The organism is Ferruginibacter profundus (genome assembly GCF_054783275.1).
Window position 1 is genome coordinate 1 of record NZ_BAAGQW010000003.1, and the last position, 17,001, is coordinate 17,001.

A 17,001-nucleotide genomic window follows, 5' to 3' on the forward strand; every position below is an offset into this window, starting at 1 on the left:
CATTGGAACAATTGGGCATTTTATCGCTGTCGTGCTTCACCTGGGCTAGACATTCAATCCTGGGCTTTTGTTTGTTAACCTGTACTTTTATATCTTTAACCTGCCTGCCGGCAGGCAGGTCAACAGCAGTCCCGGGCGGACGAGCAATGAATTCCAGCCCTGCAGCAAGCCCTGAACGTTAGCGGCTATTTAAAAGAACCTTACGAAATTAAAAAGTGAAAGTGTGAATAGAATCAATATAGCTGTTTTTACTTTTTCTGTGGGGGTAGGTTGTGCAACTTTAGTTGGTATTTTTTCAAACTTGTATCATAAATGGAAAAAAGTAGATTCGTTTACAATTTTTGAAACTGGCGAACAAATTATTTTAAAGAACAACACGGTCACTAGCGTATTGAGCTCTATGACTTACTTTTTTAGCCTTTCTTCATTTTCCTTCATAATTGCAACTAATAAATTCAATTTATATTTTGAACTTGCAATTATATATCTAGTCAGTTTAGTACTTGCCATCTGGAACTTTGTAAAAAGAAAGAATTATGATATCGTCATAGATAAGGTAAATATGGAAATTATTTTAAAAACCAAATCCTACTCGCTAGAAAACTACACAATAGAGGTATCCCTAAATAGACGTTGGATTTCTGATGACATAACTTCTTATGGGCTTTATCTCAAAAACCAAAGCAATAAGTATGTTTTGATTTACGGTTATTCGATTTATAAAGACATAGAAAATTTAAGAAACAAGCTCTTAGAAAAAATAAACAGCCGCTAACATGGAGTTTTATGCAAGTTGGACTTGACAAACTTAACTTCAACCAACCTGCCTACCGGCAGGCAGGTTGCAAAGCGAGGCATTGATTCGGGCAGGACAAACATCGCTGGTCATTAGTTCTTAACTTCATCAAAATAATCCTGCCGGCAGGCAGGTTCAATCAGCAGCGGCCTGGGCGGACGTCCCCAAAGTATTCGGGATAATTCCCAACATGCATAAAGCCCCGAACGTTGCCTGCAATTTGTGTAAACCCATAGAGTGCTGCATCAGACAAAGTACAATGACAAAGCATTCTCAATTTATAGCGTCACTTCTATTAATACTTGCAACAGCAGGACAGACAATCTACGGTCAGACTAAAGCAATTACATTTAGGAATAATTTGAATGCTTATTACAATGACACAAGACCAAAAGATACACTTAAAGGTCTTGCAGGGTTTAGATTTTTTGAACCTAAAATAAACGAGATTACTTTAAATCCTGACGCAACGTTTGAATTTTGGAGCAGACCCAATGTGAGTTGCTTTACTTGGCATAGTTACAAAGGAACCTGGAAAAAGTATAAGGACACTTTGCTTTTTTATGACAACTATCAAGTTGACGAAAACGATACAAAAGCAACTTACAATAAAGGCTCAAAACAAGAGTTTTTAATAACCTTTAAAACAGACAAAGGCTCAATTTTAAAGAACAAAAGTATAAAAATTGAATACGAATATGACTTTGATGCTCACATAGACAGTCCTGAAAAGATATTCTCTTTGGATGAAAATAATTCAGTTGTTATTTCTTACAAAGACATTCCAAACTTTGACAAACTTGCTGCAATTAGAATAGAGTATCTTTTAAACTACACCGATAAAAGGTATAGTTATTTGACAGAGAACAAAACCATTAATCTTAAAGAAGGAGACGTTCCCAACATAATTGCAGTTGAATTTGTTGAAAAACCCAGGAAGGAAATAGTTTACAGGATCATCACTGCATTTGTAAAAAATGACGTTCTTAAAATTATTTCAAACTCTAAGACAAAAACTACATTACCTGACTACTATCGTGACATTGAATTTGAAGAGAGTTACAGTTTAAGCAAATAAACTACAGGCAACATTGGTATTTGCAAAAGCTGGGCAGACGAAAGCCGTGTTTCAGCTTTTGTTTTTCAATTTAGCTTCATATCGGGCAGGGCGTTATTAATTTAGCTAAGTGCAAATCATCAGTTTTTATTTATAAATTTAGCTTCAGGTAGCCGGGCGGACGGAAGTCGATTTCCCAGCCTTCGCAAATACCCGTTCGTTGGCGGTAATTATATAACCATCTCAATTAAACTAACATGACAAGACCAATCCCTTTATGGGTAACAATTGTTGCTGGCTTGATGACCTTAAGCATTTTAGCCTTTTCTATAAATCTTGCTTTTCATCCCAAAACGTTTTTTCCAGTTACCGATTTTTTGGCAAAAGATGTAAGGCATTTTACGACCATGTGGGCTATGCGACAATTTTCAATTGGAGCTTTACTTGCTTATTCGCTGATTAAACAGAGTATTCAACCTCTTAAAATTGCGCTATCATTATTGTTTTTTGTAAATGTGTTTACCATAGTTGAAGGTGCTTACATAAATAATACCTTTTTAATTGTGGAGTCAATAATTTATTGCTGTGTTTCAGGGATAATGATATTTGCAATAAACAAAAGAGAAAGTGTCTTGAAGTTGCAATTAGGCTAACTACCGCCAACAAAAAGTTTTGCTGCAAATGTGGCTGAACAAGCTAATATCAGCCAACCTGCCTACCGGCAGGCAGGTTGCAAATACAAGCTTCACTTCCGGCTGAATAAACATCACTGATCTTTAATTCTTAACTTCACCAATATATTCCTGCTGGCAGGCAGGTTCAATCAGCAGCGGCTATGGGCAGACGTTCCGAAAGTATTCGGGATAATTACCAACCTGCACAAAGCCCTGAACATTGGCTGTAATATTTTGGCATCCTACAATTTAAAATGACATTTATACGAAAAATATTACTTCTCTCCTTTTGCATAGTTTGTTTGACAAACTGTAATTCACAAATAACTTTGCCAAAAAATCTTGACGAAGCTATTTTGTATTTTCAGCAAAACTGGACAAAGAAAGAGTTAGACGATTTTAAGAAAAAATCTGAGAGTAATGCAGTTTCGGACTTGCATTTTGGAACAGGATTATGGATACGAAATAATTGGGTAAGAGGCGACCGTGACACCACATTGACAAATTATTTTCATTCATTTGGAATAGCTGATCCCGACGACATTTCAAGTATAATTTTGACATCGCTACATCGAAAGTTAAATAACAAAAGCATCAAGCTTGACAAGCAAGTTGAGCAATATAAAGCATATTGGAAACCAATTATTGATTGCGACGAGAAAGTTAAGGCAACAGCGTTGTTAAACTATAATAAATATAAAGTGGGCGACAACATTTCTATTTATATGCCAGTCAACGAAAACAAAAATGCAGTTATCTACGAATGTCCGGACATCAGTTGGGAATTTAAGGCAAACAAAGACTTACTTATTAAAGGACAACTTGTAAAAAAATATTTTATCAACGACACATCAAACGTTTTCTTTACACTTAAAATTACCGGTATTAATCATACTGACGTTCAGGTTTTAATGACACCTGTAAAGGTTGGTGACAATAAAGACTTTTCACTTCGTGGACTTAAACTCGACTAACACTACTGCCAACATCAGGTTTTGTTCAATTGGAGCCGTACGTTGAAACATCATCGGCAGTGCATATCCAGGCTTTATATTCAGCGAACGGAATTCTGCCGGGCAATAGTTCTAAACTTCGGCTTTTAGTTATAAATTTACCCCCTTAATATGCAAAGGATTTTTACGACACTTTTATTAACGCTTAGTTTGACAACTTATGGACAAAGGGGAAGGTGGAAACCATTTAAACTTTGTGTAATCAAACCAGACACTGCGTTTATTGACCAATCATTATTTAGCGACAGAGATAGCATTGAGGCCGACAATTTAAAATCCTACTATGCTTCATTAAAGCAAATGGAAGACCTTTTAAATTTTAAGGACTATTCAAAAGAAATGGAAAAATCTTTTCAGGAGACCCATGAGCAATTGAAAAAGCAAATTCCATTAATGAAAGCTCAAGAAGAAAACGTAAAAAAGTTTAAATACTTTCAAACGATTTCTCAATACTCAGCTCAAGTTTATAATTTCTATTTCAACGAGTATGAACCTTTTTCAACGATAGTTGAATTGTCAAATCAAAAAACAGACTTATCAAGTTTGAAAATTCTTACTGACACTTCTAAAGCAGACTATGTCGTTTTTTATAGCAACATACATACTATTGACAAAGATGGTTTACCAATGTTAAAATTGACAACATCGTTATATTCAAAAAAGGACAACAAAATTATTTTAACCAAAGAAACTGATGGCGATACAAATAGCAGAGGCGATATGTGGACTTGTGGCAATACCACTCTTTCTTGTTTATTAATAAATGGAGTCAGAACATCTACAGACGAAGTAGCAAGCGTATTGAGAAAAAAGCAGATCAGGAAAAAGTGATTTTCACTGCCTGCAACATGGGTTTTATGCAAGTTGGGACTAAGAAACTAAGTTCTGCCAAGTGTAAATCCAAGCTGTGGTTAGGGCGGGGCAAACAATTTTCAACTTTAGTTCTTAACTTCAACTTCATATTTTTACCTGCCGGCAGGCAGGTCCAATCAGCAGCGGTTATGGGCAGACGTTCCGAAAGTACTCTGGATAATTACCAACCTGCACAAAGCCCTGCCTGTTAGCGGCTATACAATTCGACGTACCAATTATCACAGGCGAAACGACACAATCTTTAACACGATAAACAATTTGAGTCAGAAGGTGGACACAAGAGTAGAAAGACTTTTAGAAGTATTCCAATCAAACGGCTGGACATTTATCGGTTCGGCTGAAGTGGTTTCTGATTGGTGGTTCACCGACGTTTTACATTTGACTTCCAAGTGGCGACCAGTAAACACAAACCTTTATTTAACACTGTTGACAGATCCACAAGACATTAAGGAAAAGATTGTGTGGTGTGTTAGTGTGTCTTCTGTTATACCAAATGACAGACATTGTTCGTACATCGGCCAAGTGACATTGAATGACATCAAAAAGATAGATCTAAACGAATTTGTGCAAAAGATTAATAAAATTGCATTGACCTAATGTGACAGTTGTTGAGACCCGAATTTGACTACTCATCCGAAGCACAGCAGGCAACATGGAGTTTTATGCAAGCTGGGACTGACAAACTAAGTTCTGCCAAGTGTAAATCCAGGCTGTGGTTAGGGCGGGGCAAATAATTTTCAACTTTAGTTCTTAAATTCAACTTTATATTCCGGCAGGCAGGTTCAATCAGCAGCGGCCCGGGCAGACATTCCGAAAGCATTCGGGATAATTACCAACCTGCATAAGGCCCTGTACGTTGTATACCATTTTAAAACGGCCTTCATTAACTTATAAGCTTTTAATTTTCACAAAGCAAAGCATATTAATAACACTAACAAATTTATTGACTCTTACAGCCTGCAAAACGAAAATGGACTATAACAAACAACCCAAAGTAGAACTTCATTTACATTTAGACTGCTCTTTAAGTTTTGAAGTAGTAAAGCAACTAAAACCTTCCATAAAGTTGGAAGAGTACAAAGAATCATTTATTGCACCAGCAAAATGTACAGACCTGGCAGACTATATTAAAAGAGCAATCAAAGGTTTTGAATTAATGCAAACCAAAGCGCAATTGCAACTTGTAACTTTAGACTTGTTTAAACAGTTAAAGGCAGACAATGTGTTATATGCGGAAATTCGTTTTGCACCATTGCAACACATCATGCAAGGCTTGACACCGACAGAAGTTGTTGAAGCGGTGAACGCAGCAACAGAAGAAGGGATTAAAAATTATGGTGTTGAGGCAGGAATTATTCTCTGCACTTTGAGACATTATTCAGAAGCACAAAGTATGGAGACGGTACAGCTTGTAAATCAATTCAAAGGTACCCACATAGTTGGGTTTGATATAGCAGCAGATGAAGCAGGTTTCCCAATTACCAATCACATAAAAGCTTTTGAATTTGCGAATGCCAATAACATACATTGCACAGCTCATGCAGGTGAAGCAAAAGGTGCAGAAAGTGTTTGGGAAACTTTAAAAAACTTTCATCCTTCAAGAATTGGACATGGAGTTCGTAGTGCAGAAGACATCGTGTTACTAACTTTTTTAAAGGCCAATAATATTCATTTAGAAGTTTGCCCCACAAGTAATGTGCAGACCAATGTTTTCAATAAAATTGAAGACCATACAGCAGACAAGATTTATAATGCAGGAGTTTCTATGAGCTTAAATACCGATGCAAGAACAATTTCAAATGTGACACTTGCTGATGAATACAAATTAATGGAACAAATTTTTCATTGGAACAAAGCGCATTTTAAAAAGTGTAACCTTGAAGCCATTGACCATTCATTTGCAAAAGCAGACATCAAAGAAAAAGTGCGTAAGAAAATTGAAGCTGCTTACTGACACAAAACGGGGTACAACATCGGGCTTGATGCAGGTAGGACTTGACGTTGTTGGCATCGGCAGCAGCTTCGGTTACGAACTGAACGTTAGTAATTTAGCTTTTAGTTGTTATATTCATCAGTTTTTCAACCGGCTTTTGTTCCGGGCCTGACGTTCAATAAATGGCTTACCTGCATAAAGCCCTTTTCGTTGTACTTTAGCTGACAGACAACCTTCCACAAAAATGAAAAAAAACTTTCTACTATTGATTATGGCTACAACAGGACTTTGTTCCTGCGGGCAATACAGTAAATCAACGCCAGAAACTGTTGATGTAGAAACTTATAACTCGGTAAGAAAATATGAGTATGCTGATTCTATGGGTAAGCGCCTGATAATAGAAAATGGTTTACCGAAAGGAGGAATGAAATATATTGACCCCAATGGTGATTCTTATAATTATGTTGTATTCTGGACACGGATAATCAATAAAACTGATAATACTCTTGAATTAAACATGAACGTTCCTGTAGATTCCTATGAGGTTCCGTCTTTACCAGGTAAATACTATAAAATATTAATTCCTGCCGACACAATGACACCTGAAAAAATTCCCTTGTCTGATTATGGTCTGACAGGTTTGGAATCTTTTTTAGATAATAATATTCATAAATCGTCTTCGTTAAAAAGAACTATTAACCCCAAAGAATCAAGTGGTTTTTATGTATTGCTGCTTTGCTTAACTGAAGGAGCAGGCGGTTTCCTGCGAACAGGACTTAGCCTGAAAGGGCAGCATCTTTTTTATAGAATTTCACGATACACCCCAACGCCACCAACACTATCACTAATAAACGAAAAAGAAATTCATTTTGGAAGTATTAATTTAAAAAATTTGATTTTACATAAATAAACAGAACGCCAGGGTACAACATTGAGATTTTGTGCAAGTTGGGCAGACGGAACAATAATTGCCAACCTGCATAAAGCCCTGTTCGTTGCCTGTTATTTTAAAATGACACCCAAAGAACTTATATCCCAGTCAAGACTTTTAGAAGTTTCAGAGATACCAAAACACCTGGTTGATACATTTGCATTCAAGCCAACTGAACCCTTGGAAGAAACTTCAATTGACCTAAATATTGATTTTAGAATAGAAGTCGTAGAAGAACTCTTACACGACTTTTCCAAAAAGGACTTACTATTGATAAGACAGCTTTACAAGGAAGAATTAGCTTGTGAACGTTTAATTTGGAGACACGACAACATTTATCAGCTCTCTTATTATTTGTTTGAGTTAGGACAGTTAGAGGATTGTTTTTTAATCTATGAAGCAAAATACCAAATTAAGCACATGGACATTGCTACAATGATGGACAAGGAAATGCTTACAGTTGGACACAATATTGATAAAGTAATTTCATTTGTATCACAAAAATTTAGAGACCCGGAAATTGCGGTAAAGTTTGATGGACTATTGGAGGAACTCAATGACTTAAAAGAAAACCCCGATTTTAACAACAGTGAAGAGTATAAAAAGTTTTTAAAGGGATATTTTCGGGGACACGATACTTCAGGGTCTATCAATGCAAATATGAAAGAGAGTGATGCCTATCTTAAACCGGTTTTTCCAACGATGAATTCCAGGAAACCGTGGTGGAAATTTTGGAGCTGACTTAAGACTAGCAGAAAACAGCAGGCAAGGATTGGTTTGACGATATTGTGGCAGAACGTTGTAACTTTATCTTCATCATCAGTTTTTCAATTAGGCTTCAGTTCCGGGCGGGCACTTTTCAAATGCCCCAATAACGCCAAGCCCTGTACGTTATATGTAATTTTATGAAACATTTCGCTGTAATCATTCTTATCTTCCTTGCGGCTTGTAATGACAAGGCAAGTAAGACTATTGCAGCTAACCCCAAAGCGACAATTAGCTTTTTTGGCGACTTCACTATTTGTGACACCTGCCAAATGACAATTCTTGTCCATCACGAAGAATGCACAACTTGTGGAGAAATAACTGTTGACAGCGGGGAGATTTATTTATCGAATGACCTTTTTACTTGATTTTAAATTTAATAACTGGGACAAAGTTGCATCTAAAAAGGGAATATTTGGACTATCCGATTAATCGCAGCCAGCTGCCAGCAAATGGTTTTGCGCAAGTGTTGCTGAACAATCTAAACTTCAGCATTTTTACATGGCCAGGCTGTGGTTCCGGTCAGGACAAACAAATCTGGAATTTAGTTTGTAACTTCAGCTTAACAAAATAGTCAACTGCGGTGCCGGACGGACAGTTGGGAAATCCTACACCAGCCCAAAGCCTTGCACGTTGGCAGTAAGTATGAAAATCTCGTTAATTTTAATATTATTGGTTTTACCTAACGTTGTTCTATTTGGACAATCAGCAATAAGCAACAAGGACACATCTTATGGTGCACACTATAGAACATTAAAATATAAGGTTACGACAAAAACTACATGGTCAAATAATAAAAATGCCGTGGTATTTGAAAATCAACAAAGATTCAGCTCGAATTATTTTGAAATAAAAGAAGATTCTACATTTATTTTCTTTTCGGTATATGAAGTAGGTTACTTACTGACAACAGGGAATTGGCAAAAACTTGATGATTCTACATATAGACTTGACTGGAATAAAGAAAGATCAATAGCACTTTGCAGGAATGAAAAAAAATATAAAAAATATTTTGTTCATAGTTTCCCTATGCCTTTACCTATTGATAATTATAAATTCATTAAAAGAGGAGACCTGCTAATTCCTGCAGATTCAAGATAACGTAAACTGCCGACATTGGGTTTGCTGCAAGGCTGGCTGGACATTTGAGCAACGGTCATTTTATCGCTGTTGTGCTTCAACCGAGCTGGAAGTACATTGCTGGGCTTTTGTTTGTTAACCTGTACTTATATATTTTAAAACGGGCATTTCTACCGGGCTAAACGTTCATTGAATTTACAGCCTTGGTAAATACCCAAACGTTACAAGCCATATTTAAAGACATTTTCAGATCATGAAATACTTACTCATTTTTCTTCCCTTTTTGGCTACACATTTAAAAGGACAAAGCCCCTTAACTTTTGATCATAGGTTTGTTGAAAGCGAAAACAAATGGGTGGTAATTCGTACAGATAAAGATACCGTAATGAATTTTGGATTTATTTACATAGACGCAGCAGCAGGACTAACCCTCAGTTACGAAGGTTCATTTACAATTGCTAAAGACGGGAAGTTTATTCCAAAGAAGTTAGACAATTTCGGCATAAAATATCGTTTAAAACCTAACAATGTAAGAGTCGCATTTATTCCTTCCACAAAATATAATGAACTGGAAATAACTGAATACCCGGATTGGTTAAAAATATATTCACGTGACACCACTTCCATTGAACACTTATACAGATGGGGCTTTTTATATAACAGCTATAATGAATGTGCAAAGGCCCTGACCTATCTGGATAGAGCACAAAAAATCAATCCGAAATTTAAAGGTCTTGAAGTTGAGCTTGCATTTTCATACAATTGCCTTAATAAATTTGATGAAGCGATCTCTGTTTTAACAGGTGCGATTGAAACAAATCCAACAGATGCTTATTTTTATAAGGAACTTTCTTATGCTCAAATAAATTTAAAGCAATTTGACAAAGCCATTGAGACCTGTAAAAAAGCACTCTCTGTTTGTACAGACACAAAATACCATACTGAAATATGTTATAATTTATTGCACGAACTTTATGTAAGTAAAGATAAAAAACGTTTCCATGAATGGTTAGCAACTGCAAAAAACTGGTGTAAGTCACAAGCTGATTTAACAGATAGTATTAAAACAATGGAAGAAGACCTTGCAAAATAATACGGCAGGCAACAAACGTTTTTTGCAATTGATACATGACGTTGAGGCAATCTCCGACAGTACATATCCGGGATTGATTCCAGGCGGGTTGTATTTTGCGTGGGTTTGTTAGTTAACTACGGTTTTTAGTTATTAATTTAGATCAGTTCCGGCCCCTACCGCAGATGCCCGATTCCATAACTGCACAAAGACCCGAATATTGGCAGTAAGTAATAGTATAACACGCCGTAGCGCCAAAAATCTTTTCCTCCATTTTGAACACGAAGAACTTTAATTTGGATACTACCCAGCTTGTTTATCTTCTCACCTTTGCACTTCACAATTAAATTACAGAATGATGAAGTACAGGATTTTAGGCAATACAGGATTGAAAGTTTCAACTCTTTGTTTAGGAACAATGAATTACGGAGGAAAGGGTTTCTTCAGCTATATGGGAGATCTGGACCAAAAAGCAGTTGATGAGCAAATTAAAACGGTAACGGCAGAAGGGGTTAATTTTATTGACACTGCAAACATCTATTCAGAAGGGCTTTCGGAAGTTATGATTGGTAAAGCAATCAAAAATCTTTCTATCAACAGAGACGATGTAGTGCTGGCTACCAAAGTAAGAGGCACTATGGGTAAAGGGCAAAATGACCTGGGGCTTTCAAAAAAGCACATTATCCAACAGGTGGAAGCCAGTTTAAAAAGGCTGGGTACAGATTATATTGATTTGTACCAGGTGCACACAGCCGACCCATTAACACCAATTGAAGAAACCATCAAAACATTAGACGATTTAGTGAGAAGTGGCAAAATCAGGTATTTTGGAGCAAGTAATATTTCAGCCTGGCAATTAATGAAAGGCCTGGCCTATTCGCAATACAATCATTTAGACAGGTTTGCTTCCCTGCAAGCCAATTACTCATTGGATGTAAGAGATGCCGAACGTGAAATAGTACCTTTGCTGCAAGACCAGAAAGTAGGCATGATGGTCTGGAGCCCTTTAAGCGGTGGTTTACTTACAGGTAAATACAAAAGAAACGGGCAAAAGGAAGAAGGCAGACTAAATAATTTTCCATTCCCACCCTTTCACGAAGAGAGGGCTTATGATGTTTTAGATGTGCTTTCGCCAATGGCAGAACAAAAGCAGGTTTCCATTTCTCAATTAGCCCTGGCCTGGTTGTTACATCAGCCTGTAGTGAGCAGTGTAATTATTGGTGCAACTAAAATTCACCAGTTGCAGGATAATTTAAAATCGGTGAATATTGAATTTACCACAAATGAATTAGACCAGCTTAATGAAGTAAGTAAACTGCCGCCTGAATACCCTGGCATTGTTTTAGAAGTAATGACAGCAGACCGAAGTTCAGGAACTGATTTTTTAAAGGCTTAAAATCATAAAACAATAAAGCAGGCAGTAAGAAAGCACTGCCTGCTCATTTAAATATGAATAATACACAACAAAATATCACTACCATAAATTCCATAAATGCGTTACATGCATTTATGCATTTGCCCGGCCCTTTAAACCCTTTAATTACAATTATTGACCATTCTGTTACAACAAATCATCAACAATTTCAGGATGAAAAATTACTGTTAGAATTTTATAATATTTCAATTAAGAAAAGTTTTAAAGGGAAATTAAAGTATGGAAAAAATCATTACGATTTTGATAATGGCACAATGTCGTTTATAGGCCCCAACCAGGTAATAAGCGTAGATAATGAGGAAAACAGGAATAGCGATGGCTGGTCACTATTATTTCATCCGGATTTAATCAGGCAATATCCATTAGGAAAAATGATTAAAAATTATGGTTTCTTTTCTTATGCAGTAAACGAAGCATTGCATCTTTCAGATGAAGAAGAAAAAACAATTGAAATAATTGTACAAAACATACAAAAAGAAATAAACTCAAGATTAGATAATTTTAGCCAGGACGTTATTGTTTCCAACCTTGAATTACTTTTAAGTTATTGCAATCGTTTTTACAACAGGCAATTTATTACAAGAAAAATGGCTGCAAACGATTTGTTGACCAGCTTTGAAAATATGTTGGAAAATTATTTTGTCAATAATACCCACTTAACATTACCCACCGTTGAAAAATTAGCGGCCGAACTGAATGTATCCGCTCCATATTTAAGCGATATGTTACGAAGTGTAACCGGACAAAGTACGCAACAACACATACACGGTAAACTTATTGAAAAAGCAAAAGAAATTTTAACTACTACTAATTTAACCGTCAGCGAAATTGCTTATCAATTAGGTTTTGAATATCCGCAATCATTCAGCAAACTATTTAAAAGTAAAACAACTTTGACACCACTTGAATACCGGCGCAGCTACAATTAAAACCATTATAGTCAATATTACCGTGCCAGACGTTGACCCCGGCTGTTGGCATCCCGGCAATTTGGTTTCGCCAGGCAAATAACTGTTTGGCTTTTTGTTGTTAACTTCAATATTATATTTCCCTCCCGCAGCAATACCTGTATGTTAGCGGCCATTATAAAGTAACATGCTGCTAAAAGCAAAATATTCTGCACACTATTAGTAACAAATAAAATAACGAGCATATGAATTTTACAAAGTTAGTGCCCAGTGTATTTTATACAGATCTTTCAGAAGGTCTTAAATTATTTGTCGACTGTCTGCAATTTACAATTGAACACCAGGATTTAAATTCTTCACAACCTTACTGTGTATTAAAAAAAGACGGGATAAGCATTATGGTTTTCCAGGATGCACAATTAGCGAAAGAACATAATCCTGAACTAAGGCTTGTAACGGATAATATTGCAGCAGTATATGCGAAAGTGGCGGCATCACATCCTCATCTGCTTCACCCCAATCTTGACAAAGTTACAATGAGACCCTGGGGCGCAAAAGAATTTGCCATTGCAGACAATCAACTCGGTATCAGGTTTCAGCAATGGTAACAATTGACTACCGTAAAAAACAACGAACTGCTAATAATGCTTTACTGCAAGTGGTGACCACCCTCTACGGATTTTAAATTGTAACGTCAACTATATATTTCCTGATGGTAAATCTGTTGACGTAATTAACCCCAAAGTTGTCGTATTTACACTGTACAAAATCCTGCAATGAACGCCAACTTTGTATTGCCAATAAAATATAAATAATTAAACAATGCTTTTATGAAAAGACTATTTAAGATACATGGTATTCTCAAATCAGCTTTAGCAATTGCGACAGTTTTTTTTGCAGTAACACAATCAAACGGGCAACAAATTAAACCTTCCGCCAGCGGCTACGCCCCTGCTAATGGCATCAGGGTTTACTATGAAATATATGGTGAGGGTAAACCTATCATTTTATTGCATGGTGCTTTTTATACGATTGAAATGAATTGGGGACAATTGATACCGGAACTGTCTAAAACACGGAAAGTTATTGCCATTGAATTTCAGGGGCATGGTCATACACCCTATTCAAACAGGAAATTAGACATTGTATCGCTTGCAAAAGATGTGGAAGGGGTATTGGATTACTTGAAAATTGACAGTGCTGATGTAGCAGGATACAGCATGGGCGGCTCTGTAGCTTATCAATTTGCTGTACAAAGCCCTAAACGATTAAGAAAATTAGTGATCATTTCTTCTACGTATAAAACAAGTGGCTGGTTGCCTTCAGTTAACAATGCATTTAACGAATTCAAGCCAGCGCTTTTTGATAATACGCCAATAAAAACCGCCTATTTTGCAGCAGCACCTGATACAACCAAATGGACAACATTTTTGAAGCAGATGTTTGATTTTGCAAAAGTGCCATTTAACTGTGGTGATGCCAATATTGCTAAAATTACTGCCCCTGTATTACTTATTTCGGGCGACAATGATGGATTAAATAAAATTGAGTTGATGAAGACATATAAATTATTGGGTGGTGGAATAGCCGCTGATTTGGCACCGATGCCAAAATCACATCTGGCGATTGTTCCTTCGCAGACCCATGTTGGCCTGATGATGGAAACAAAAACAATATCAGATTACCTAACCGACTTTTTAAAATAAGCACTGCCCGCTAACAAAGGCATTTGCATACAGTGGGGCCGTATAGTCAATTGCCTGCATTTTATCGATTACCATCAACTTTTATTTATAAATTTGGCTTCAGTTAGCAGGCATCCGGAATGCTATCTTCCCCACTCCGCAAAACTTTGAAAGCAATATAAGATGAATTTAAACAACCTGAATATCAAAGCATTTATTTCAATCTTTTTATTCGCATGGGTACACAATTCTTATGCGCAGGAATTGGCAATAAGATTTGACGATATAAACATTGCCCCATTTAACCATTCCGCTACAGACAAAGACAAACAACTTTACGATACAGCTTCTTACTTAATTAATACAGAACCCGGTGTTAAAAATTATGAGACATTTTATTTATTGGCCTGTTCAATGTGGAACTTAGACAAAACCGAAGAAGCAAAAAAAATATTCCTGAAAATAGTTAACTCAACCCAATCTTTTTACCAGGATACTTACTATCATTCGTCAGACATACCCGGAGACACTTCAAAAAATATTTATGGATATGGTAGTTTTACCTCTCATTATAAAAATGAAGCCAGTTTATATTTGACAAAAATATACATTGAAGAAAAATTATTTGACAGTGCTTATAGTTATTTAAATGACGCTGTTAAAAAGTATAAGGTGACTTATACTTGCGGTACAGGCTACAATTGGCAACAAGATAATTATCGTTTTTTATATGGACTTTGTTATGAAGGACTAAAAAAAGATAAAGAACTGTTTGACTTACTATTGCCCTACTGTTTTGACTGGCAAAATCAAATATTAATCAGAGCCATAAAGAGAAATTATTCAGATGCAGAAGTTAAAAAACACTTAAACAAAGCAATAAAATCAATTGTTTGCAAAGTTGACAAGAAAAGATCTTCATCGTTTGAAATTATTAATTATGGAAAGAAGAACGAAAAAACAAAAGAAATAAAATTTTATAGCGGGACGGGAAAAATGAATTTGTTTGGAAAAAACATTGACTTGCCAAGCCCTGAACTGAAAAATGGAGAACGACTGAGCAGGCAATATTATATTGCGCTATTCAAAGAGTCAGACTTTTATGAAAGCCTTTACAGAGCTGATTGATATTTCAGATAGCTTAAGATACGCTTTGGCAATATGGCGTGGCAGTGAATATATGGTTAACTTTCTATTTCCTGTTGGGCTTCTGTATCGGGCTTCCGGCGTGCTGAACATACTTTGATAGCGGTTGTGGTCCCTACGTATCGTGATATATATTGCATAGCTTTTTAACAACAAAAAACTATACTGCTTTGCACTCCTGCACATTGTGCGTATATTTAATCACCGGATTTTTTCAAACTCCCCTTTGGACAAAAGAAGGTAAAGATTTTGATAAAAATTCCAAAAAAGCGATACCAGTTGAAGAACAATTCAAACTCAATATTTATTTTAGAAAACAACTGAACATTGATAAATAAAAACAACCACTAAAAGTAGCCCTGTACAAATAACCTTCAACGACAGTGGAATAAAATTATCCGTTTCCTTTAATAACAAACAGTAAGCAAGCTTGTATTTTTATTTCCTGTTTTTATTTAGTTTTATGAAATAATATCCTGCGAAGCCCGGAGCATTAAAGCACTAACTGTAAAACATAACCGAAATATGGAAATTATCGAACATGCTTTTGAAGACTTTTTTATAACCACTGATAAAAACAAACTGGATATCACCGCCATTCACCACTTTTTATCCGTCCATTCCGGCTGGAGTGATAATATTCCATTTGACAGGGTAAAAACTTCTATTGAGCATTCTTTAAATTTTGGATTATTTCATGATCATAAACAAATAGGATTTGCAAGAGTTATTTCCGACTTTTCAACCATCGCCTATTTAGGCGACATTTATGTGCTGGATAATTACCGGGGGCAGGGGCTTTCAAAAAAACTGATGGATGTTGTAATGAGCCACCCCGATTTACAGGGCTTAAGGCGTTGGATTTTGCTGACCTCAACTGCAGACTGGCTTTACGAAAAGTATGGCTTTACTAAATTACCAAAGCCCGAATTGTATATGGAACTTTTTAATCCCGGGGTTTATGCCATTGAAAAAAACACAAAAGATTAAATTGCCACAACGCTGCCAGGGCGTAATGTTTTATGGGCCCCTTCCCTGCTACCTGTATAAGTTGAATTGCCCTGGTTACCGGGAAACGGCAAAATATGTACATTTATAGTATGACAGCGTATAAAAATTTTTTGCTGAAAAATAAAGCAACCATACTGTATGCCATCAGCCTGGCTTTTCTATTGTTGCTGTTGAAATGGCTGGAACTTCGTTTTATATTATTCGACCATTCGTTTGAAATTTATACCGGGCTTATTGCCATTATTTTCACGGCCCTGGGTATATGGCTGGCCATAAAACTGTCCAAACCCAAAACCACCACTATAATTGAAACCGTTGTGGTGGAAAAAGAAGTGTATGTAGCTGCCGCTGATACCCTGCCGGGCAACCAGTCGCCCTTTGTTGCAGACACGGCAATGGCCGCTCAACTTGCAGTAAGCAAAAGAGAGTTGGAAATATTGACGTTACTGGCACAGGGGCTCAGCAACCAGGAAATTGCCAATACCCTTTTTGTTTCTGTAAGCACTGTAAAAACGCACCTGCAGCATATTTTTGAAAAGCTGGAGGTGAAGAGGCGGATACAGGCCGTGGAGAAGGCCAAAAAATTACAGCTTATTCCGGCAGGCGTATGATAATCCCTGCT

At 36.5% G+C, this 17,001-nt stretch carries 17 protein-coding genes; all 17 read left to right on the plus strand.

All coding sequences use genetic code 11. The features are described from left to right. The first annotated feature begins 223 nt into the window (after nt 1–223). Nucleotides 224–775, plus strand: a complete 552-nt coding sequence (locus ACYVM0_RS19750; protein WP_460559899.1) for a hypothetical protein — start codon at nt 224–226, stop codon at nt 773–775. Between the two features lie 280 nt (nt 776–1,055). Continuing rightward, the gene (locus ACYVM0_RS19755) at nt 1,056–1,874 is read left to right on the plus strand and encodes a hypothetical protein (RefSeq protein WP_460559901.1); all 819 of its coding nucleotides are present in this window, start codon (nt 1,056–1,058) and stop codon (nt 1,872–1,874) included. Nucleotides 1,875–2,110: 236 nt separating this feature from the next. Then, the gene (locus ACYVM0_RS19760) at nt 2,111–2,506 is read left to right on the plus strand and encodes a hypothetical protein (protein WP_460559903.1); all 396 of its coding nucleotides are present in this window, start codon (nt 2,111–2,113) and stop codon (nt 2,504–2,506) included. Between the two features lie 350 nt (nt 2,507–2,856). Then, complete coding sequence (locus ACYVM0_RS19765; RefSeq protein WP_460559905.1) at nt 2,857–3,501, plus strand: DUF6794 domain-containing protein; 645 nt, start codon at nt 2,857–2,859, stop codon at nt 3,499–3,501. Nucleotides 3,502–3,651: 150 nt separating this feature from the next. Next, nucleotides 3,652–4,371 (plus strand): hypothetical protein, encoded by a 720-nt coding sequence (locus ACYVM0_RS19770; RefSeq protein ID WP_460559907.1) that lies wholly within the window; start codon nt 3,652–3,654, stop codon nt 4,369–4,371. A 1,012-nt stretch (nt 4,372–5,383) separates the two neighbouring features. Then, nucleotides 5,384–6,367 (plus strand): adenosine deaminase family protein, encoded by a 984-nt coding sequence (gene add / locus ACYVM0_RS19775; protein WP_460559909.1) that lies wholly within the window; start codon nt 5,384–5,386, stop codon nt 6,365–6,367. Between the two features lie 250 nt (nt 6,368–6,617). Further along, a complete protein-coding gene (locus tag ACYVM0_RS19780) occupies nt 6,618–7,256 on the plus strand; it encodes a hypothetical protein (RefSeq protein ID WP_460559911.1) in 639 nt (212 codons plus the stop codon). A 21-nt stretch (nt 7,257–7,277) separates the two neighbouring features. Next, entirely contained in the window at nt 7,278–8,018 is a 741-nt protein-coding gene (locus ACYVM0_RS19785; protein ID WP_460559913.1) for a hypothetical protein, read from the plus strand. 657 nt (nt 8,019–8,675) lie between these two features. Continuing rightward, nucleotides 8,676–9,143 carry a hypothetical protein gene (locus tag ACYVM0_RS19790; RefSeq protein WP_460559915.1) on the plus strand — a complete coding sequence of 156 codons (468 nt, stop codon included), beginning with the start codon at nt 8,676–8,678 and terminating at the stop codon, nt 9,141–9,143. A gap of 232 nt (nt 9,144–9,375) precedes the next feature. Then, nucleotides 9,376–10,215, plus strand: a complete 840-nt coding sequence (locus tag ACYVM0_RS19795) for a tetratricopeptide repeat protein (protein WP_460559917.1) — start codon at nt 9,376–9,378, stop codon at nt 10,213–10,215. Nucleotides 10,216–10,549: 334 nt separating this feature from the next. Then, nucleotides 10,550–11,590: an aldo/keto reductase gene (locus tag ACYVM0_RS19800; protein WP_460559919.1), complete on the plus strand. Its 1,041-nt coding sequence runs from the start codon at nt 10,550–10,552 to the stop codon at nt 11,588–11,590. 53 nt (nt 11,591–11,643) lie between these two features. Then, complete coding sequence (locus ACYVM0_RS19805) at nt 11,644–12,558, plus strand: helix-turn-helix domain-containing protein (protein ID WP_460559921.1); 915 nt, start codon at nt 11,644–11,646, stop codon at nt 12,556–12,558. Nucleotides 12,559–12,782: 224 nt separating this feature from the next. Continuing rightward, entirely contained in the window at nt 12,783–13,145 is a 363-nt protein-coding gene (locus ACYVM0_RS19810; RefSeq protein ID WP_460559923.1) for a VOC family protein, read from the plus strand. Between the two features lie 222 nt (nt 13,146–13,367). After that, nucleotides 13,368–14,243 (plus strand): alpha/beta fold hydrolase, encoded by an 876-nt coding sequence (locus ACYVM0_RS19815; protein WP_460559925.1) that lies wholly within the window; start codon nt 13,368–13,370, stop codon nt 14,241–14,243. 162 nt (nt 14,244–14,405) lie between these two features. Further along, on the plus strand, nt 14,406–15,350 hold the full coding sequence (locus tag ACYVM0_RS19820) for a hypothetical protein (protein ID WP_460559927.1): 945 nt from the start codon (nt 14,406–14,408) through the stop codon (nt 15,348–15,350). 543 nt (nt 15,351–15,893) lie between these two features. Then, complete coding sequence (locus ACYVM0_RS19825; protein ID WP_460559929.1) at nt 15,894–16,358, plus strand: GNAT family N-acetyltransferase; 465 nt, start codon at nt 15,894–15,896, stop codon at nt 16,356–16,358. Nucleotides 16,359–16,468: 110 nt separating this feature from the next. Next, the gene (locus ACYVM0_RS19830; RefSeq protein ID WP_460559931.1) at nt 16,469–16,990 is read left to right on the plus strand and encodes a response regulator transcription factor; all 522 of its coding nucleotides are present in this window, start codon (nt 16,469–16,471) and stop codon (nt 16,988–16,990) included. Nucleotides 16,991–17,001 lie beyond the last annotated feature (11 nt).